This is a genomic window from Pseudomonas floridensis (assembly GCF_002087235.1).
GTDB lineage: Bacteria > Pseudomonadota > Gammaproteobacteria > Pseudomonadales > Pseudomonadaceae > Aquipseudomonas > Aquipseudomonas floridensis.
The window spans coordinates 1-19,936 of record NZ_MUIO01000049.1; the positions used below are offsets into that span (position 1 = coordinate 1).

Here is a 19,936-nt window from a genome sequence, read left to right on the forward strand (position 1 = left end):
CAGCACCGAGATGGGCAGCGAACGCGGCATAGCGCGCCTTGCGTGCAGACTGCTCGAGACTGGGACCTGCCTCGACCTGCACGGCAATGCTCTGAAAAGGTACATCAAGTGTGCGGCACACGCTTCGACAATGATCCGGCCAGGCATCGGCAACGGCCTGCAGGCCGTGATGGATATGGATGGCCCTGATCACGGGCAGGCGCTCGGAGCGGGCGAGCCGTACCAGCAGGTGGAGAAGAACAGTGGAATCGAGACCGCCGGAGAAACCGACATGCCAGACAGGCGCATTGCGCCAGGGGTTCAAGGCTTGGAGAAGCCTGGTACAGAGATCGTGACCGGAATATCGGGATGTGGTCATCGAGAGGTGTTCGTCAGGTTTTGCGGCAGTAGGCGGGAGCGGAACAGCGTCCGCCCCCACCTTACATCACAGGCCGTAGCTCATCAGGCGATCGTAACGACGCGCCAGTAGCGCTTCGTTGTCGAACTTCTTGAGCATCGCCAACTGGCTGCTCAACTCTTCACGGATCAGCGCGGACGCGGCAACAGGGTCACGGTGCGCTCCGCCCAGCGGCTCATTGATAACCTTGTCCACGATGCCCAGGCCTTTCAGGCGCTCGGCGGTAATGCCCATGGCTTCGGCAGCGTCCGGCGCCTTCTCGGCTGTTTTCCACAAAATCGACGCACAGCCTTCCGGCGAGATGACCGCGTAAGTGGAGTACTGCAGCATGTTCAACTGGTCACAGACGCCGATCGCCAATGCACCACCCGAACCGCCTTCGCCGATGACAGTGGCGATGATCGGGGTTTTCAGACGCGCCATGACGCGCAGGTTCCAGGCGATTGCTTCACTCTGGTTGCGCTCTTCGGCGTCGATCCCAGGGTAGGCACCCGGCGTATCGATGAAGGTCAGGATCGGCATCTTGAAACGCTCTGCCATCTCCATCAGACGGCAGGCCTTGCGGTAGCCTTCAGGACGCGGCATACCGAAATTGCGGCGCACCTTCTCGCGGACTTCGCGACCTTTCTGATGACCGATGACCATGACCGGCTGACCTTCCAGACGTGCGACGCCGCCCACGATGGCCGCGTCGTCGGAGAAGTGGCGGTCGCCATGCAACTCATCGAACTCGGTGAAGATGTTTTCGATGTAGTCCAGGGTGTATGGACGACGGGGATGACGCGCCATGCGCGCGATCTGCCAACTGGTCAGGTTGCCGAAGATGCTTTCGGTGAGCGTGCGGCTCTTGTCTTGCAGTCGGGAGATCTCGTCGCCGATGTTCAGCGAGTTATCGTTACCCACCAGGCGCAGTTCTTCGATCTTGGCTTGCAAGTCAGCGATAGGCTGTTCGAAATCGAGAAAATTCGGGTTCATAGGCATCCGTCTTGGGTCGACGGCCAAGAGGCCGGCCGGTTGATCCGTCTGCGCCTTTTCCTCTGGAAACAGGCGCGGTCAGGTCGAATTAAAATTCAGGGCTGAGCGCAGGTCGAGCCTGCGGCGTTCAGCGATACTGGAGAAAGACGTTCTCACGTCCGAACTGGTCACGCAGAGCTTGAATCAAGCTGTCCGCGGGATCAATTCGCCACGCTTCTCCGAATTGCAGCAACGCTTTGGCATCCTTACCGGTGTAGTCCACCGTGATCGGACAGGCACCGCGATGGCGCTTGCACAGATCGCCGAGCCAGCGCAGCCGGTCGCCCTTGAGTGCGTCGGCATGGACCGTCACACGCAGGCTTTCGGCCAGATTGGTTCGGGCATCTTCGATACTCATGACGCGCTTGGCACGCAACCTCAAGCCGCCGGAGAAGTCATCATTACTCACTTCGCCCTCAACCACCACCATAGCATCGGTCTGCAGCAGTGACTGAGCCGAGTGGAAGGCTTCGGCGAACAGTGACGCTTCGATGCGCGCCGAGCGGTCGTCCAGGGTAATGAACCCCATCTTGTCGCCCTTCTTGTTCTTCATCACCCGCAGGGCAATGATCAGCCCCGCCACCGTCTGGGTGTCCCGGGCCGGCTTGAGGTCGATGATGCGCTGGCGGGCGAAACGACGAATCTCGCCTTCGTATTCGTCGATCGGGTGACCGGTCAGGTAAAGCCCGAGGGTCTCCTTTTCACCACGCAACCGGTCCTTGAGGCTCAGTTCGCGAGTCTTGCGATGGTTGGCATAGACATCGGCGTCTTCTTCGACGAACAGTCCACCAAACAGGTCGCAGTGACCGCTGTCACGACTGCGTGCCGTCTGCTCGGCCGCTTGAATGGCCTCTTCCAGCGCGGCGAGCAACACCGAGCGGTTACGGTCGATATTGGCCTGATAAGCCTTGGGCTCGAGTTCGAAGTAAGGGCCGAGACGGTCCAGTGCGCCGCTGCGGATCAGTCCATCGAGGGTCCGCTTGTTGACGCGCTTGAGGTCGACACGGGCGCAAAAATCGAACAGGTCCTTGAACGGCCCGTTCAGGCGCGCTTCGGTAATCGCCTCGACCGGGCCCTCGCCTACACCCTTGATCGCGCCCAGACCATACAGAATCCGACCGTCGTCACTGACTGTGAACTTGAACTCGGAAGTGTTCACGTCGGGCGCGTCGAGACGCAGCTTCATCGTGCGCACTTCTTCGATCAGGGTCACGACCTTGTCGGTGTTGTGCATGTCCGCCGACAATACCGCGGCCATGAAAGGCGCCGGGTAGTGAGTCTTGAGCCAGGCGGTCTGGTACGACACCAGGCCATAAGCGGCGGAGTGAGACTTGTTGAAACCGTAGCCGGCGAACTTCTCCACCAGGTCGAAAATGTTACCGGCAAGGTCGGGGTCGATATTGTTGGTCTTGCAACCTTCAATGAATCCGCCGCGCTGCTTGGCCATTTCCTCGGGCTTTTTCTTACCCATCGCACGACGCAGCATGTCTGCGCCGCCGAGTGTATAGCCCGCCATGACCTGCGCGATCTGCATCACCTGTTCCTGATACAGGATGATGCCGTAGGTCGGTGCCAATACGGGTTTCAGGCCTTCGTACTGGTAATCCACGTGCGGATAGGACAGCTCCGCACGGCCGTGCTTACGGTTGATGAAGTCGTCCACCATGCCCGATTGCAACGGTCCCGGACGGAACAGGGCAACCAGTGCGATGAGGTCTTCCAGACAGTCGGGCTTGAGCTTCTTGATCAGCTCTTTCATGCCTCGCGACTCGAGCTGGAACACCGCCGTGGTTTCGGCGCGCTGCAACAGCTGGTAAGTCGGCATGTCATCGAGCGGAATGAACGCGATGTCCAGCGGCTCTTCATTGACCTTGGCGCGGTCGCGGTTGATGGTCTTCAGCGCCCAGTCAATGATGGTCAGGGTGCGCAGGCCGAGGAAGTCGAACTTCACAAGGCCTGCGGCCTCGACGTCATCCTTGTCGAACTGGGTCACCAGACCGTCACCGGCCTCGTCGCAATAGATCGGCGAGAAATCCGTCAGTTTGGTCGGGGCGATAACCACACCGCCCGCGTGCTTGCCGACGTTACGCACGACGCCCTCGAGCTTGAGGGCCATCTCCCAGATTTCAGCAGCCTCTTCATCGACCTTGAGGAAGTCGCGCAGAATCTCTTCCTGCTCGTAAGCTTTTTCCAGGGTCATGCCGACTTCGAACGGGATCATTTTTGACAGACGATCCGCCAGTCCGTAGGACTTGCCCTGCACCCGCGCCACGTCCCGCACAACCGCCTTCGCCGCCATGGAACCGAAGGTGATGATCTGGCTCACCGCATTGCGGCCGTATTTCTCGGCCACATAATCGATGACCCGGTCGCGACCGTCCATGCAGAAGTCGACGTCGAAGTCGGGCATCGAGACCCGCTCCGGGTTCAGGAAGCGTTCGAACAGCAGGTCGTATTCCAGCGGATCCAGATCGGTAATCTTCTGCACGTAGGCGACCAGCGAACCGGCGCCCGACCCTCGGCCGGGACCTACCGGCACGCCATTGCTCTTGGCCCACTGGATGAAGTCCATCACGATCAGGAAGTAACCCGGGAACCCCATCTGGATGATGATATCCAGCTCGAAATTCAACCGGTCGACATAGACCTGACGCCTGGCCTCGTAATCTTCGGTAGTGTCCTTGGGCAGCAGAACTGCAAGGCGCTCCTCCAGACCGTCGAACGACACCTTGCGGAAATACTCATCAATGGTCATGCCATCGGGAATCGGGAAGTTGGGCAGAAAGTGGGTACCCAGCTTGACGTCGATGTTGCAGCGTTTAGCGATTTCGACGCTGTTGGCCAGCGCTTCCGGCAGGTCGCTGAACAGCTCGGCCATTTCTTCCGGGCTTTTCAGGTATTGCTGATCACTGTAATTGTGCGAGCGCCGAGGGTCATCCAGGGCACGACCTTCACCGATACAGACGCGTGTTTCATGAGCTTCGAAATCGGTCTGCTTGATGAAGCGTACATCGTTGGTCGCGACCAGTGGCGCGCCATGGCGATCGGCCAGGGCAACCGCGGCATGCAGGTGTTCTTCGTCATTGGCGCGGTTGGTGCGCTGCACCTCGATGTAGAAGCGGTCAGGAAAGACCGACATCCACTCGCTCAACAGCTGGTCGGCCTCACCCGGATTGCCGCCGAGCAGCGCCATGCCGATCTCGCCCTCTTTGGCCGCCGATAGCGCGATCAGACCTTCACTGGCCTGAGCGACCCACTCACGCTGAATCACGATCTGGCCGTTGCGCTGGCCTTCAATGAACCCACGGGAAATCAATTCGGTCAGGTTGCGATAACCCTGCGCGTTCATGACCAGCAGGCTGATGCGACTGAGCGCGGCGTCTTCATCCCGGCCCGCAAGCCACAGGTCGGCACCGCAGATCGGCTTGATGCCCGCGCCTTGGGCTGCCTTGTAGAACTTGACCAGCGAACACATGTTGTTCTGATCGGTGACCGCCACGGCCGGCATATTCATGCCGGTCAGCGCCTTGATCAGCGGCTTGACCCGGACCAGACCGTCGACCAGCGAGTATTCGGTGTGCAGGCGTAGATGAACGAAAGAAGCCGGCATGGTGATCCTATAGCGCGAAAAACTGAAAACGAGGGCGCGATTGTAGCGGGCCCTGAGGGAAACGTCAGTCCTGCAGCAGACCGATCGACATGGGCGCCTGCGCCATCATCATGACTGCGCGCGCCTCGTGGGCCGCACGGACCGGCGCGAAGGAACGTCTGTGAATCGGGGTCGGGCCCAGGCGCGCCAAGGCTTCCAGATGCACCGGAGTCGGATAGCCTTTGTGGCCACCAATGCCGTAGCCCGGATAGACGAGTTCGAAGGCCGCCATTTCCCGGTCACGACTGACTTTGGCCAGAATGGACGCGGCGGCAATGGCCGGTACCTTGGCGTCACCTTGCACCACGGGCGCGGAAGGCACGGACAGTTGCGGGCAGCGGTTACCGTCAATCAGGGCAAGCCTGGGCGTGATGCTCAAGCCTTCCACTGCCCGCTTCATGGCCAGCATTGTGGCGTGGAGGATGTTCAACTTATCGATTTCCTCGACTTCAGCCCTTGCAATGAACCAGCACAGGGCTTTTTCCCGGATCTCGTCGAACAGCTTCTCGCGGCGGGCCTCGGTGAGTTTCTTGGAATCATTGAGGCCGAGGATGGGGCGTGCAGGATCGAGAATCACTGCGGCGGTCACAACGGCACCGCAAAAAGGGCCCCGACCGACCTCGTCCACACCGGCAACCAGATCCTCGACCAGATTGAAATCCAGACCCATTTGCATCGTCGGCGTACTCACAGTGAAGGTGAATGGCCAAGCAGACTCAAAACCGCGTCGGCAGCCTGATTGGAGGCGTCGCGTCGCAACGTCCGATGAATCTCGTCAAAGCCCTCGGTCTGCGCCTGACCGGCGTCGATCAATGGCAGCAGTGTCTGCGCCAACGCATCGGGCGTGGCGTCATTCTGCAACAACTCGGGCACCAGCAGACGCTGGGCCAGCAGATTGGGCAGCGACACGTAAGGACTTTTGACCAGTCGTTTCAATATCCAGAAAGTAACCGGCGCGAGGCGGTAGGCAACCACCATCGGTCGTTTGTAGAGCAATGCCTCGAGCGTAGCGGTGCCGGACGCAATCAATACCGCATCGCAGGCAGCCAGCGCCACATGCGACCGTCCGTCCAGCAACGTGACGGGCAGATCCCGGCCTTCAAGCAAGGCCTCGATCTGGGTACGTCGTTGAGGACTGGCACATGGCAGCACGAAACGCATCGCAGGTCGCTGAGCCAACAGACGTTCGGCGGCATCGAAGAACAGTGCGCCCAGGCGGCCCACTTCACCACCGCGACTGCCAGGCATGAGAGCAACCACCGGGCCATCATCGGCAAGCCCGAGTTCGGCACGAGCACCGGCACGGTCGGACTCCAACGGGATCGTGTCGGCCAGCGGATGCCCGACAAATCGGACAGGTACGCCCTTCTCTTCGTAGAATCGGGCTTCGAACGGCAGCAGCGTCAGCATCAGGTCGCAGCCCTCGCGGATCTTGAGGACGCGCTTCTGACGCCACGCCCATACCGAGGGACTGACGTAATGAACGGTCTTGATCCCGACGCGACGCAATTGCAGTTCGATATTGAGGGTGAAGTCCGGCGCGTCGATACCGATGAACACATCGGGCTTTTCATCGATCAGAGTCTGCACCAGCAACTTGCGTCGGCCGAGCAGCTCACGCAGCCTCCCCAGCACTTCGACCAGCCCCATGACCGACAAACGCTCCATGGGGAAGTACGACTGCATACCTTGCGCTTCCATCAGCGGGCCGCCCACGCCGATGAACTCGACATTGGGGTGACGCGCCTTGATGGCCCGCATCAGACCGGACCCGAGAATGTCGCCGGAGGCCTCGCCGGCCACCAGCGCGATACGCAATGGCTTCGTCATAGTCAGCGGGTGATGCCGCGGGTCGACGCCTGGATCGACTCAACGAACACCGCCACCTCGGGAAACAGCGCGGCAGGCTCGGCCAGTTCGGCAACGGCCTGATCGATGGTCAGCCCTTGGCGATAAACCGTCTTGTAAGCCCGGCGCAGGGCATGAATGGCCTCTTCGGAAAAACCGCGACGACGCATGCCTTCGAAATTCATACTGCGTGCCTCGGCGGGGTTGCCGAAGACGGTCACGAAAGCCGGAACGTCCTTGCCGATGGCGGTCCCCATTCCGGAAAAACTGTGCGCGCCAATGTGGCAGAACTGATGAACGAGGGTGAAACCGGAAAGAATCGCCCAGTCATCCACATGAACATGCCCGGCCAACGCCGTGTTGTTGACCAGAATCACGTGATTGCCGATCACGCTGTCGTGACCGATGTGCGCGTACGCCATGATCAGATTGTGATCGCCCAGCGTGGTTTCAGCGCGGTCCTGAACGGTTCCACGGTGAATCGTCACACCTTCGCGAATCACGTTGTGATCACCGATCACCAGGCGAGTCTCTTCGCCCTTGTACTTCAGATCGGGGGTGTCTTCGCCTACCGAAGAGAACTGGTAGATACGATTGTGTTTGCCGATCCGTGTCGGTCCTTTAAGAACGACATGAGGACCGACCACTGTACCCTCGCCAATTTCCACACCAGGTCCGATGATCGACCATGGGCCGACCTCCACATTGTCGGCCAGCACGGCCGTCGGATCGATGATTGCGCGAGGGTCAATCAAACTCATAGCTTGCGTTCCGCACAGATGATTTCAGCGGAGCATACCGCCTTACCGTCAACCGTGGCCTTGCATTCGAACTTCCAGATCTGGCGCTTGCAACTCAGGAAGTTGGCCTCGAGCACCAGCTTGTCACCCGGAAGCACCGGCTGACGGAAACGCAGCTTGTCCGAACCCACGAAATAATAGAGGGTGCCATCGGAAGGTTTGGCATCCAGCATCTTGAACGCCAGAATCCCAGCCGCCTGCGCCATGGCCTCAATGATCAGCACGCCCGGCATGATCGGGTGCTGAGGAAAGTGGCCATTGAAGAAAGGCTCGTTGACGCTGACATTCTTGTAAGCGCGAATGGTTTTGTTCTCGATATCCAGTTCCGTGACGCGATCCACCAGCAGGAACGGATAACGATGAGGCAGGTATTCGCGAATTTCTTTGATGTCCATCATTTCGAGGGGAAGCCTGTAGTAAAGATTAGGGGTGCTTCGCGATGGCGCAGCACCCCTCTACATCAAGGAGGCAGTTTATCGACTGTGCACGCTTGATATTAAAAAGGTATCAGCCATCAGATGGAGGATTACCGGCGTTGGTCACGGTCTCGACCATCTTTTCCAGCTTTTGCAGACGCCGGGCCATGTCATCGATCTTGCGCAGGCGAGCCGCGCTCTTGCGCCACTCAGCGGCTGGCTGCATGGCAGTACCCGAAGAATAGGAACCCGGCTCGGTGATGGAATGCGTCACCATCGTCATACCGGTGATGAAAACGCCATCACATATTTCGATATGCCCCACCAGTCCTACACCACCGGCCAGCATGCAATGCTTGCCGATTTTCGTGCTTCCGGAGATACCAACACAGGCTGCCATCGCCGTGTGGTCCCCGATCTGAACGTTGTGGGCAATCTGGATCTGGTTGTCCAGCTTGACCCCGTTACCGATTCGCGTATCCGCCAGCGCGCCACGGTCGATGGCGGTATTCACGCCGATCTCCACGTCATCGCCAATGGAAACACCACCAATCTGGGCGATCTTCTGCCAGACACCTTTCTCGTTGGCAAAGCCGAAGCCCTCGCCGCCCAGCACAGCACCAGACTGAATGACCACGCGCTTGCCGATGCGAACGTCGTGATACAGCGTCACACGCGGCGCAAGCCAGCCCCCTTCTCCGATCTCGCAACGCGCACCGATGAAACAATGCGCGCCGAGGGTGACCTGCGCAGCGATACGGGCACCGCTTTCGACAACCACGAAGGCTCCCACGCTTGCAGACGGGTCGATCACCGCATCGTCGGCAATAATCGCCGTCGGGTGAATGCCCGCCGACGCCTTGGGTTTGGGGTCGAACAGATGGGAGATTCGGGCATAGGCCAGGTAGGGATCGGGCACCAACAACGCATCTCCTTCGAAACCGTCGGCGTCTGCCGGCTTGAGCAGCACGGCAGCGGCTTTGGTATCGACGAGGAATTTGCGGTATTGGGGGTTGGCCAGAAAACTGATCTGATCAGGGCCGGCCTCTTGTAAAGTGGCCAGCCCTGTAATGTCCTTGTCCTTGTTGCCACGCACCGTGGCATCCAGGAACTCGGCCAATTGGCCGAGTTTTATAGTCGCGCTCATGGTTACTTCAGCTGATTCATGCGCTCGATGACCTGGCGAGTAACGTCATACTGAGGTTTGACGTCAATCACGGCACCGCGCTCGAATACCAGGTCGAAACCACCTTTCTTGATGACTTCTTCAACAGCCTGATCCAGCTTTGGCTTGAGCTGCTTGAGCATTTCGCGGTCAGCAACGGCCTTGGCCTCGTTCAGTTCCTTGGACTGGAACTGGAAATCACGGGCTTTCTGCTTGAATTCAAGCTCCAGACGCTCGCGCTCAGGCTGAGCCATCTTGTCGCCACCGCTGACCAGACGATCCTGAATACCCTTGGCGCTGCTTTCCAGGCTCTTGAGTTTGGTCAGTTGCGGGCCGAATTTCTTCTCGGCATCCACCGCGTATTTCTTGGCGGCGTCCGATTCCAGCAGGGCCATCTGATAGTTCAGAACGGCAATTTTCATGTCAGCAAAAGCAGGGCTTGCGACCAGAACGGTGGCCAGCAGTACCAATTGAGTCAACTTACGCACAATACAACTCCTACAGAATTCGTTGCGTTATCAAAGGTCAGGCGCTTAGAAAGTCTGACCCAGGGAGAATTGGAAGACCTGAGTTTCGGAATCGTCGTCCGGCTTCTTGATTGGCATCGCAAGGGCGAAGCTCAATGGACCGAGCGCGGTGATCCAGGTCACGCCGACACCGACGGAACTGGCCATGCCGGAGAAGTCGACGTTGTTGCATTCAACGCGCTCGCCCGATGCAGTCCTTCGGTTGGAATCACAATTACTGTCAAAGACGTTACCCACGTCCCAGAACACGGAAGTGCGCAGCGAACGCTGATCCTTGATGAACGGCAGCGGGAACATCACCTCAACACCACCCTGGACCAATACGTTGCCACCGAATGGCAGTGGGTCTTGATCAGGGTCTGCTGCCGTACCCTGGTTGCCTGTTACAGCAGCACCACGACTGGGTGTACTACGCGGACCCAGCGTGCTGTCCTTGAAACCGCGAACCGAGTTGAAGCCACCGGCATAGTAGTTTTCATAGAACGGCAGACCCGAGGTCGAGCCGTAACCGTCGCCATACCCTAGTTCGGTGTGCAGACGCAGGGTGTAGTTGTCGGTGATCGGGTGGAAATACTGACCGCGATAATCGAGTTTGAAGAACGACAGGTCGCTGCCCGGCAGTGTGGTTTCGAACACCAGGCTCTGAGAGTGACCACGGGTCGGCAATACGCCTTTGTTCAGGGTCGACTCGGACCAGCCGGCAGACGCCTTGAAGTTCAGGAACTTGTCGCCTTCACGTTCGGTAAAGTCGAAGATCTCGTCAACGGTATAGGTGCCGGTCTTGATCTCGTCCTGCTGCACGGTCAGGCCGTAGGTCAGACGCGATGTCTCGCTGATCGGGTAACCCAGGCTTATGCCGGCACCCAGGCTGTCTACGGCGTAGCTGGCCACGTCGACGTCGAGGTCATCGTAGTCAGTGGTGCGATAAAACGCGTTGTAGCCCAGGCTGACGCCGTCCGGCGTGTAGTACGGGTTGACGTAGCTGAAGTTGTAACGGCTCTGGTATTCGGAACGGGTCAAACCGATGCTGACCTTGTTACCTGTACCCAGGAAGTTGTTCTGGCTGATCGAACCACCCAGGATCAGACCCGCGCTTTGCGCGAAACCGACGCTGGCGGTGATCGAACCGGAAGCCTGCTCTTCAACCGCGTAGTTCACGTCAACCTGATCATCGGTGCCAGGCACTGGTGGCGTCTCTACGTTGACTTCCTTGAAGAAGCCCAAACGGTCCAGACGGGTCTTGGACTGATCGATCAGATAGGTCGAAGCCCAGCCACCTTCCATCTGACGCATCTCACGGCGCAACACTTCGTCCGCAGACTTGGTATTGCCACGGAAGTTGATGCGGTTCACATAGGCGCGCTTGCCGGGATCGACGACGAAGGTGATATCGACAGTGTGGTCTTCGTTGTTCGGTGTCGGCACGCCGTTCACGTTAGCGAAGGTATAACCTTCGTTACCCAGGCGACGGGTGATCAGCTCGGAGGTCGTGGTCATGACCTTGCGCGAGAACACCTGGCCCGGCTGAACCAGCATCAGGGACTTGACCTGATCTTCAGGCACCTTGAGGTCACCGCTGAGTTTCACCGACTTGACGCTGTACTTCTCGCCTTCGTTGATGTTCACGGTGATGTAGACGTTTTTCTTGTCAGGCGTGATGGAGACCTGAGTCGAGGCGATATCCATATTGATATAGCCGCGATCGAGGTAGTACGAACGCAGACGTTCCAGGTCGCCGGAGAGTTTCTCACGGGCGTACTTGTCGTCGTTCTTGAAGAAGGAAAGCCAGTTGGAGGTCTTGAGCTCGAACAGGTCGATCAGATCCTCGTCCGGGAACACGGTGTTGCCCACGACGTTGATGTGCTGAATGGCGGCAACGGTGCCTTCATTGATATTGATCTTGAGGCCGACGCGGTTGCGTGGCTGCGGCACGACCTCAGCGGAAACCTCGGCGGAGTAGCGGCCCTGAGCCACGTACTGACGCTGCAGCTCGTTACGCACGCCTTCGAGGGTCGCGCGCTGGAAAATTTCACCTTCGGCCAGGCCGGACTGTTTCAGGCCCTTCATCAGGTCTTCGGTGGAGATCGCCTTGTTACCTTCGATCTCGATGCTCGCAACCGAAGGACGCTCGACGACGGAGATGACGAGTACGTTGCCATCGCGACCCAGCTGGATATCTTGAAAGAAGCCGGTTTTGAACAACGCACGGGTAGCATCGACCAGACGACCGTCATCCGCCTGCTCGCCCACGTTGAGCGGCAATGCGCCAAAGACACTGCCGGCGGAAACCCGCTGCAGGCCATTGACACGGATATCGGAGATGGTGAAGGACTCGGCGTGAACTTCAGCGATCATCAGTGCGGCAAGAACCGCAGTTAGCAGCAGACGTTTCATGAAGTCCTTTCTTATTCCAACTGGCAATAAACAAACTGCCGCAAAATGCGGCAGATTCGCAACTCGGCAACGCTTTACAGTCGGCCCAGATCGTTGACCAGCGCGAGCAACATGACGCCCACTACCAGACTGATACCGATCTGTGCCCCCCAACCTTGAACCTTTTCCGAAAGGGGACGACCACGCGCCCACTCGATCAGATAAAACAGCAAATGCCCCCCGTCCAGGACGGGAATGGGCAGCAAATTCAGAACTCCCAGGCTTATGCTCAGATAAGCGAGGAAGTTCAGAAAATCTCCGATGCCCGACTGGGCCGAAGCGCCCGCCACTTTAGCAATGGTTATCGGTCCACTCAAGTTTTTTACCGAGAGCTCACCGAACAACATTTTCTTCAGCGAATCGAGCGTCAGCACACTCATGGTCCAGGTGCGCTTCACGCCCTCGGCCATGGCGGCAAACGGGCCGTAGCTGACCTCACGGACCATTTCGGCCGGCCAGTCTACACCTTTGACACCCGCGCCCAGGTAACCCGCGGCTGCCTTGCCCTCACCTTTGGCAGCGAGGGTGACTGGCATATCCAATTGTGCCCCGTCGCGCTCGATGCGCAGCGAAACCTTTGCACCCGGGCGCTCGCGCACCCAGTCGACCACCTGCTGCCATTCGTTGAGCGGTTGCCCGTCGACAGCAATCAGCCGATCGCCCATCTTCAGGCCTGCCGCCTGAGCGGGGCCTTTCGGATCAAGTTCTGCCAACACGGGTGGCAGGGCCGGTCGCCACGGGCGAATACCGAGCGACTTGATAGGGTCCGGTTCTTCAGCACCTTTGAGCCAGTTATCCAGCACCAGCTCGCGTGACGTATCGACCGTCGATCCCTGCTCTCTCAGCTTGAGTGCAACCGTGCCGCTTTCGCCCAGGCGACGAACCAGTTGCAGATTGACAGCCGACCAGCCCGAAACAGCCTCGCCATCAATGGACATGATTTCCTGACCCGGCGCCAGTCCAGCGCGCTGGGCAATACTTCCGGCCTCCACAGCACCGATCACCGGACGCACCTGCTCGGTACCGAGCATGGCCAGAACCCAGAAAAATGCGATAGCCAGGAGAAAGTTGGCGACCGGCCCGGCAACAACGATGGCAAAACGCTGATAAACGGTCTTGCGATTGAAGGACTGGTCAGCAAGCTCCGGCGGCACATTGCCTTCGCGCTCGTCGAGCATCTTCACGTACCCGCCCAGAGGAATGGCGGCGATGACATACTCTGTGCCCTGACGGTCGTGCCAGCGCACCAGCGGTGTGCCGAAGCCCACGGAAAACCGCAGAACCTTGACGCCACAACGTCTGGCCACCCAGAAGTGACCGAATTCGTGGAAGGTGACCAGCACGCCCAGCGCAATCAGGGTGCCGACAATCATGTATAACGCGCTCATCGACTTTCTCCGGGTACCGACTTGTCGGCAAGTGTGTTTATCATCGCAGACTCTGGGCCCTGCATGTGACGCACCCCATCAATCCCTTCTTTGCCGCCCTGCCGCTTAGCGCCCGTTTCGCTCAAGCCACTGAGTGGCGAATGCCCGGGCCCGACTATCGGCAGCAAATACCGCCTCGAGGTCTTCGACCTGGACAGCAGGCTCAAGATTCAGCACATCCTCAATGATCGCGGCGATCTCAAGGTACCCGATGCGCCCCTCCAGAAAGGCTGCCACTGCGACTTCATTCGCCGCGTTGAGCATCGCAGGAGCACTGCCACCCGCCTCCGCCGCCTGGCGGGCCAACCGCAGACACGGGAAACGCTCTTCATCCGGTTGCTGGAAATCCAGTTGACCGATGCGAAACAGGTCCAGCGGTGCCACGCCCGATTCTACACGCGCAGGCCAGGCCAGTGCATTGGCGATCGGGGTACGCATATCGGGATTGCCAAGCTGGGCCAGAACCGATCCGTCGACATAGTCCACCAGCGAGTGAATCACACTCTGCGGATGAATCACGACTTCCACCTGAGATGGACGCGCATCGAACAGCCAGCAGGCTTCGATCAGTTCAAGCCCCTTATTCATCATCGTGGCGGAGTCTACGGAAATCTTGCGCCCCATGGACCAGACCGGATGGGCGCATGCCTGATCGGGCGTGACCGCTTGCAACTGGTCCAGAGGCGTCTGACGAAACGGCCCGCCCGAGGCGGTCAGCATGATGCGCCTGACCCCGACGGCACCCAGACCACGCGCAAAATCGCCCGGCAGACATTGAAAAATCGCGTTGTGCTCGCTGTCGATAGGCAACAGCACCGCGCCACTTTCGCGAACGGCCTGCATGAACAGTGCGCCGGACATCACCAGCGCTTCCTTGTTGGCCAGCAATACCTTCTTGCCCGCCTCCACGGCAGCCAGCGTCGGACGCAGACCGGCTGCGCCGACAATCGCTGCCATCACCGCATCCACTTGGGAGTGGGACGCGACTTCACACAGCCCTTCCTCGCCAACCAGTACGCGCGTGTCCAGACCGGCAACGGCAAGATCGTCCTGCAGCTTACGGGCCGCCGCCTGCTCGGGCACCACGGCGAACTGCGGCGTATGCCTGACGCACAGCGCCAGCAACTCATCCAGACGAGTGAAGCCTGTGAGGGCAAACACCTGATAGAGCGCCGGATGACGAGCCACCACATCCAGCGTGCTCAAACCAATGGAACCGGTCGCACCGAGAACAGTGATCTGTTGTGGGCGACTCACATCACACCCCATTCGGCAACCCACAGCAGAACGGCGAATACCGGGATGGCGGCGGTCAGGCTGTCAATGCGATCCAGCACGCCGCCATGGCCCGGCAGCAGATTACTGCTGTCCTTGACGCCCGACTGACGCTTGAACATGCTTTCGGTCAGATCACCGATCACCGAGATGAACACGACGACAGCCGCGCCCAGCAGAGCAGCGATGAACTGGGCAATCGTCCAGTCGCGGGAAATACCGACCGCCGCCGTGATCCCCAGACTCACCACAAGGCCACCGTAGACACCTTCCCAGCTTTTGCCCGGACTGACCTTGGGGGCCAGCTTGCGCTTGCCGAATGCCTTGCCGGAGAAATAAGCACCAATATCGGCAGCCCACACCAGCACCATCACGGAAAGGATCAGCCAGTTACCCAGCGGCCACTGCTTGATCAGTACCAGCCCTTGCCAGGCTGGGAGCAGGATCAGCAGACCGATTGCCAGCTTGCACGCGGCGCTCGCCCAGTATTCGCTGGAAGCGGGATAAGTCAGCACCAGGAACGTTGCAACCGCCCACCAGATGACCGCCGCGACCAGTACGAAAGGCTCGAGCCCCGGCAGCAGGTACATGAGAAAGAGCAGGACCGCCACCACGGCGGCGTACCCGATGCGCATCGACTGGGTGGCAAAACCGGCCAGCCGGGCCCACTCCCACGCGCCCAGAACGACCACGAAACCGATGAACAGGGCGAAATACGCCCCGGTCAGCAGGAAAAAGCCGCACAGGGCAATCGGCAACAGAATGAGTGCCGTGATGATCCGTTGTTTCAGCATTAAGCCCGGGCTCCAGCTTCTACCTGTTCGCTGGTTTTACCGAAGCGACGTTGGCGAGAAGCGAAATCAGCCAGCGCAGCGCGCATGGCATCGTGTTTGAAGTCCGGCCAGAACAGGTCGGAGAAGTACAGCTCGGCATACGCCAGCTGCCAAAGCAGGAAGTTGCTGATGCGACGTTCGCCGCCCGTACGGATGCACAAGTCCGGCAACGGCAGATCGCCGGTGGCCAGACAGGCTTGCAGCAACTCGGGCGTGATGTCTTCCGGTTGCAGATGGCCGGCCTGGACTTCACGCGCCAACCGCTGAGCGGCCTGCGCGATATCCCACTGACCACCATAGTTGGCGGCAATCTGCAGCACGAAGCGGTTATTGCCGGCCGTACGCAGTTCAGCCTCACGCATGGCAGCCTGAAGCTCGGGATGAAAGCGCGAGCGATCACCGATGATCCGCAGGCTGATGTCGTTTTCGTTCAGGCGCTTGGTCTCGCGACGCAGCGCCGTGAAGAACAGCTCCATCAGCGCACCGACCTCTTCAGCCGGGCGCTGCCAGTTTTCGCTGGAAAACGCGAACAGTGTCAGCACTTCCACCCGGGCTTCCGCGCAGACCTCAATGACGGCACGCACCGCATCGACACCCGCTTTGTGGCCTGCAACACCTGGCAACAGGCGTTTCTTGGCCCAGCGATTGTTGCCATCCATGATGATCGCAACGTGGCGCGGCACCGAGGGCGATGCGGCCGGTTTTATCTTTTCCATGAAAGCGTCCGAAACCTTATACAGCCATCAGATCTGCTTCTTTTTGCTTCACGGCAGCTTCGATTTCCGCAACGAATTTGTCGGTCAGTTTCTGGATATCGTCAGCGGCACGACGCTCTTCGTCTTCGCTGATTTCCTTTTCCTTGACCAGATCTTTGAGCTGACTCAGGGCATCACGGCGAATGTTGCGCACGGCAACACGACCGTCTTCAGCGGCGTCACGCGCCTGCTTGGTGAAGCCCTTGCGGGTCTCTTCAGTCAGCGCCGGCATGGAGATCAGCAGCAGTTCGCCAAGGTTGGTCGGGTTGAAGCCCAGACCGGAGCTCTGAATGGCTTTGTCCACAGCCGCCAGCATGTTGCGTTCGAACGCGACGACCTGAAGGGTGCGGGAGTCTTTCACCGTTACGTTGGCAACCTGGCTCAGCGGGGTGTCGGCACCGTAGTAAGGGACCATGACACCACCCAGAATGCTCGGGTGTGCCTTGCCGGTACGGATCCGGCTGAACGCATGAGCCAGCGACTCGAGGCTCTTCTGCATGCGCGCCTGAGCGTCTTTCTTGATTTCGTTGATCACTGTTGGACTTCCTCGATCAGGGTTCCTTCGGCGCCACCATGGACGATATTCAAAAGGGCACCAGGTTTGTTCATGTTAAAGACACGCAATGGCATCTTGTGGTCGCGGCACAGACAGATAGCGGTGAGATCCATGACACCCAGCTTGCGATCCAGCACTTCATCATAAGAAAGATGATCGAACTTCTCGGCATTGGGGTCCTTGAACGGATCCGCGGTATACACACCATCAACCTTGGTCGCCTTGAGCACCACGTCAGCGTCGATCTCGATTGCACGCAAGCAAGCGGCGGAATCTGTGGTAAAGAACGGATTGCCCGTACCGGCAGCGAAGATCACCACTTCCTTGGAGCTGAGGTGACGCATGGCCTTGCGACGATCGTAATGATCCGTCACGCCGACCATCGAGATGGCGGACATCACGATAGCAGTAATATTAGCCCGCTCCAGTGCGTCGCGCATGGCCAGCGCATTCATCACAGTGGCCAGCATGCCCATGTGATCGCCGGTTACCCGGTCCATGCCTGCCGCACTCAACGCTGCACCACGGAAAAGGTTGCCGCCGCCGATGACCAGTCCGACCTGAACGCCGATGCCAACCAACTGACCGACCTCCAGCGCCATCCGGTCCAGCACTTTGGGGTCGATGCCGAACTCTTCCGAGCCCATCAGGGCCTCGCCGCTAAGCTTGAGTAGAATGCGTTTATAGCGAGCCTGATAACCACTGCCCTGCTGAGCCATTGCGAATCTCTCCTGCGGCGTTTTCTGAAAAAAATCTGTGCTGGCTATTTGAAGCCTGCGCTTACTCTAGCTTGACGCTCCGTGAGCGTCGGGAGAATGCAGCCTTGTGGGCCGATTCTCCAAGGAAAAAATTCCTTTTCTCTTTCGACAAAGAGGCCGCACGCGTAAGCGGGCAGCCTCTTTGGGGCGACAGTATGAAAAACCGTCTTACTTCTTGCTGGCAGCTACTTGAGCAGCTACTTCTTCAGCGAAGTTGTCGACTGGCTTCTCGATGCCTTCACCGACTTTGAAGTAGGTGAACGAAACGATTTCAGCACCGGCTTTCTTGGCCAGTTCGCCGACCTTGATTTCCGGGTTCTTGACGAACGCTTGCTCGACCAGGCTGGCTTCGGCCAGGAACTTGCTGATACGGCCGCTTACCATCTTCTCGGCGATGTCGGCAGGCTTTCCTTTCAGCTTGTCTTCGTTCAGTTGCAGGAAGACGTTCTTCTCGCGCTCGATCGCTTCTGGCGAAACGTCGGAAGGCAGCAGGAATTCGGGGTTGCTGGCAGCAACGTGCATCGCGATGTCTTTGGCCAGCTCGGCGTCGCCGCCTTTCAGAGCAACCACTACACCGATCTTGTTGCCGTGCAGGTAGGCACCCAGAACGTCGCCTTCAACACGCGCCAGACGACGGATGTTGACGTTTTCACCGGTCTTGGCAACCAGAGCCAGACGTGCTTCTTCCTGAGCAGCGATCAGCGGCTCAACGGTGGTCAGCTTGTCAGCGAACGCCTTGTCGACGCTGGCGGCAACGAAGCCCTTGAAGTCGTCCTGCAGAGCCAGGAAGTCGGTCTGCGAGTTGACTTCGATCAGAACGGCGGCCTTGCCGTCGTCCTTGATGGCGATAGCGCCTTCAGCAGCAACGTTGCCTGCTTTCTTGGCGGCCTTGATGGCGCCGGAAGCACGCATGTCGTCGATTGCCTTTTCGATGTCGCCGCCAGCCTTGGTCAAGGCCTTTTTGCAATCCATCATGCCTTCGCCGGTACGCTCGCGCAGTTCTTTGACCAACGCTGCAGTAATCTCTGCCATTTCAAAATCCTCTTGGATAGGTCTTCAACCATTCCACCCGACTAACCGGGCGTGCAATTCTTGAAAATTCAGGGTGGCAGCGGCACATGACACTAAAGCCACGGGCACTCGCCAGCAAATCATTTCCTAGGTGGCAAAAAGGGGGCTAAGCCCCCTTTTCGCGTACTGAGTAAACGCCAGGCGTTTTTACTCAGCCTTCTACAGCTGCTGCAGCTGGAGCTTCTTCGACGAATACGTCGGTGCCGCCAGCAACATTGTTACGACCACGGATGACAGCGTCAGCCATCGAACCCATGTACAGCTGGATGGCGCGGATAGCGTCATCGTTGCCCGGGATGATGTAGTCAACGCCTTCAGGGCTGCTGTTGGTGTCGACAACGCCGATGACCGGGATACCCAGCTTGTTGGCTTCGGTGATCGCGATGCGCTCGTGATCAACGTCGATGACGAACAGAGCGTCTGGCAGGCCGCCCATGTCCTTGATACCACCCAGGCTGCGATCCAGTTTTTCCAGATCACGGGTGCGCATCAGGGCTTCTTTCTTGGTCAGCTTGGCGAAAGTACCGTCTTCTGCCTGTACTTCCAGCTCGCGCAGACGCTTGATCGACTGACGAATGGTCTTGAAGTTGGTCAGCATGCCGCCCAACCAGCGGTGATCGACGTACGGCGAACCGCAACGTGCTGCTTCTTCAGCAACGATCTTGCCAGCGGAACGCTTGGTGCCGACGAACAGAATCTTGTTTTTGCCCGACGCCAGGCGCTCAACGAAAGTCAGTGCTTCGTTGAACATTGGCAGGGTTTTTTCAAGGTTGATGATGTGAATCTTGTTACGCGCGCCGAAAATGTATTTACCCATTTTCGGGTTCCAGTAACGGGTTTGGTGACCGAAGTGAACGCCGCACTTCAGCATATCGCGCATGGTGACTTGGGACATGATAGTTCCTTGATAAGTCGGGTTAGGCCTCCACGTATCCCAATGACCAACCAGTGGCATGAGCCAAAGGCACCCAGGTCATCGTGTCGACACGTGTGTGGGTTTAGGCTTCCAGGA

At 58.8% G+C, this 19,936-nt stretch carries 18 protein-coding genes; all 18 read right to left on the reverse strand.

All coding sequences use genetic code 11. The features are described from left to right. On the reverse strand, positions 1–358 hold a 358-nt coding region (locus BZK31_RS13510), incomplete at its 3' end, for a PP-loop family protein (RefSeq protein WP_279628799.1). Positions 359–424: 66 nt separating this feature from the next. Next, entirely contained in the window at positions 425–1,372 is a 948-nt protein-coding gene (locus BZK31_RS13515) for an acetyl-CoA carboxylase carboxyltransferase subunit alpha (RefSeq protein WP_083183486.1), read from the reverse strand. Positions 1,373–1,499: 127 nt separating this feature from the next. Beyond that, the gene (gene dnaE, locus BZK31_RS13520; RefSeq protein WP_083183487.1) at positions 1,500–5,021 is read right to left on the reverse strand and encodes a DNA polymerase III subunit alpha; all 3,522 of its coding nucleotides are present in this window, start codon (positions 5,019–5,021) and stop codon (positions 1,500–1,502) included. A 64-nt stretch (positions 5,022–5,085) separates the two neighbouring features. Then, positions 5,086–5,736: a ribonuclease HII gene (gene rnhB / locus BZK31_RS13525; protein WP_083183488.1), complete on the reverse strand. Its 651-nt coding sequence runs from the start codon at positions 5,734–5,736 to the stop codon at positions 5,086–5,088. An 11-nt stretch (positions 5,737–5,747) separates the two neighbouring features. Next, positions 5,748–6,890: a lipid-A-disaccharide synthase gene (gene lpxB / locus BZK31_RS13530; protein ID WP_083183489.1), complete on the reverse strand. Its 1,143-nt coding sequence runs from the start codon at positions 6,888–6,890 to the stop codon at positions 5,748–5,750. Between the two features lie 2 nt (positions 6,891–6,892). Next, positions 6,893–7,669: an acyl-ACP--UDP-N-acetylglucosamine O-acyltransferase gene (lpxA, locus tag BZK31_RS13535; RefSeq protein WP_083183490.1), complete on the reverse strand. Its 777-nt coding sequence runs from the start codon at positions 7,667–7,669 to the stop codon at positions 6,893–6,895. Further along, the gene (gene fabZ, locus BZK31_RS13540) at positions 7,666–8,106 is read right to left on the reverse strand and encodes a 3-hydroxyacyl-ACP dehydratase FabZ (RefSeq protein WP_024686180.1); all 441 of its coding nucleotides are present in this window, start codon (positions 8,104–8,106) and stop codon (positions 7,666–7,668) included. The genes lpxA and fabZ overlap by 4 nt, the downstream gene beginning before the upstream one ends. 109 nt (positions 8,107–8,215) lie before the next feature. Next, positions 8,216–9,271 carry a UDP-3-O-(3-hydroxymyristoyl)glucosamine N-acyltransferase gene (gene lpxD, locus BZK31_RS13545; protein WP_083183491.1) on the reverse strand — a complete coding sequence of 352 codons (1,056 nt, stop codon included), beginning with the start codon at positions 9,269–9,271 and terminating at the stop codon, positions 8,216–8,218. Positions 9,272–9,273: 2 nt separating this feature from the next. Further along, entirely contained in the window at positions 9,274–9,777 is a 504-nt protein-coding gene (locus BZK31_RS13550; protein ID WP_002554721.1) for an OmpH/Skp family outer membrane protein, read from the reverse strand. 45 nt (positions 9,778–9,822) lie between these two features. After that, positions 9,823–12,210, reverse strand: a complete 2,388-nt coding sequence (bamA, locus tag BZK31_RS13555; protein ID WP_083183492.1) for an outer membrane protein assembly factor BamA — start codon at positions 12,208–12,210, stop codon at positions 9,823–9,825. Between the two features lie 74 nt (positions 12,211–12,284). Then, complete coding sequence (gene rseP / locus BZK31_RS13560) at positions 12,285–13,637, reverse strand: sigma E protease regulator RseP (RefSeq protein WP_083183493.1); 1,353 nt, start codon at positions 13,635–13,637, stop codon at positions 12,285–12,287. Between the two features lie 105 nt (positions 13,638–13,742). Beyond that, on the reverse strand, positions 13,743–14,933 hold the full coding sequence (gene ispC / locus BZK31_RS13565) for a 1-deoxy-D-xylulose-5-phosphate reductoisomerase (protein WP_083183494.1): 1,191 nt from the start codon (positions 14,931–14,933) through the stop codon (positions 13,743–13,745). Next, positions 14,930–15,745: a phosphatidate cytidylyltransferase gene (locus BZK31_RS13570; RefSeq protein ID WP_083183495.1), complete on the reverse strand. Its 816-nt coding sequence runs from the start codon at positions 15,743–15,745 to the stop codon at positions 14,930–14,932. The genes ispC and BZK31_RS13570 overlap by 4 nt, the downstream gene beginning before the upstream one ends. Next, a complete protein-coding gene (uppS, locus tag BZK31_RS13575; RefSeq protein ID WP_083183496.1) occupies positions 15,745–16,500 on the reverse strand; it encodes a polyprenyl diphosphate synthase in 756 nt (251 codons plus the stop codon). Before uppS ends, BZK31_RS13570 begins: the two co-directional genes overlap by 1 nt. 16 nt (positions 16,501–16,516) lie before the next feature. Continuing rightward, on the reverse strand, positions 16,517–17,074 hold the full coding sequence (gene frr / locus BZK31_RS13580) for a ribosome recycling factor (RefSeq protein WP_083183497.1): 558 nt from the start codon (positions 17,072–17,074) through the stop codon (positions 16,517–16,519). Continuing rightward, a complete protein-coding gene (gene pyrH, locus BZK31_RS13585) occupies positions 17,071–17,814 on the reverse strand; it encodes a UMP kinase (protein WP_073164001.1) in 744 nt (247 codons plus the stop codon). Before pyrH ends, frr begins: the two co-directional genes overlap by 4 nt. 207 nt (positions 17,815–18,021) lie before the next feature. Continuing rightward, a complete protein-coding gene (gene tsf / locus BZK31_RS13590; RefSeq protein WP_083183498.1) occupies positions 18,022–18,885 on the reverse strand; it encodes a translation elongation factor Ts in 864 nt (287 codons plus the stop codon). A gap of 190 nt (positions 18,886–19,075) precedes the next feature. Further along, positions 19,076–19,819, reverse strand: coding sequence for a 30S ribosomal protein S2 (gene rpsB / locus BZK31_RS13595; protein WP_004879016.1), 744 nt, complete (start codon positions 19,817–19,819; stop codon positions 19,076–19,078). Positions 19,820–19,936: the final 117 nt, after the last annotated feature.

Excerpts from the sequence above, each read along its gene's own strand:
- pyrH (WP_073164001.1), bottom strand. The coding sequence starts at position 17,814 with ATGGCTCAGCAGGGCAGTGGTTATCAGGCTCGCTATAAACGCATTCTA.
- rpsB (WP_004879016.1), bottom strand. The coding sequence starts at position 19,819 with ATGTCCCAAGTCACCATGCGCGATATGCTGAAGTGCGGCGTTCACTTC.
- fabZ (WP_024686180.1), bottom strand. The coding sequence starts at position 8,106 with ATGATGGACATCAAAGAAATTCGCGAATACCTGCCTCATCGTTATCCG.
- rseP (WP_083183493.1), bottom strand. The coding sequence starts at position 13,637 with ATGAGCGCGTTATACATGATTGTCGGCACCCTGATTGCGCTGGGCGTG.
- lpxA (WP_083183490.1), bottom strand. The coding sequence starts at position 7,669 with ATGAGTTTGATTGACCCTCGCGCAATCATCGATCCGACGGCCGTGCTG.
- uppS (WP_083183496.1), bottom strand. The coding sequence starts at position 16,500 with ATGGAAAAGATAAAACCGGCCGCATCGCCCTCGGTGCCGCGCCACGTT.
- BZK31_RS13570 (WP_083183495.1), bottom strand. The coding sequence starts at position 15,745 with ATGCTGAAACAACGGATCATCACGGCACTCATTCTGTTGCCGATTGCC.
- rnhB (WP_083183488.1), bottom strand. The coding sequence starts at position 5,736 with ATGCAAATGGGTCTGGATTTCAATCTGGTCGAGGATCTGGTTGCCGGT.
- lpxB (WP_083183489.1), bottom strand. The coding sequence starts at position 6,890 with ATGACGAAGCCATTGCGTATCGCGCTGGTGGCCGGCGAGGCCTCCGGC.
- lpxD (WP_083183491.1), bottom strand. The coding sequence starts at position 9,271 with ATGAGCGCGACTATAAAACTCGGCCAATTGGCCGAGTTCCTGGATGCC.
- dnaE (WP_083183487.1), bottom strand. The coding sequence starts at position 5,021 with ATGCCGGCTTCTTTCGTTCATCTACGCCTGCACACCGAATACTCGCTG.
- tsf (WP_083183498.1), bottom strand. The coding sequence starts at position 18,885 with ATGGCAGAGATTACTGCAGCGTTGGTCAAAGAACTGCGCGAGCGTACC.
- BZK31_RS13515 (WP_083183486.1), bottom strand. The coding sequence starts at position 1,372 with ATGAACCCGAATTTTCTCGATTTCGAACAGCCTATCGCTGACTTGCAA.
- bamA (WP_083183492.1), bottom strand. The coding sequence starts at position 12,210 with ATGAAACGTCTGCTGCTAACTGCGGTTCTTGCCGCACTGATGATCGCT.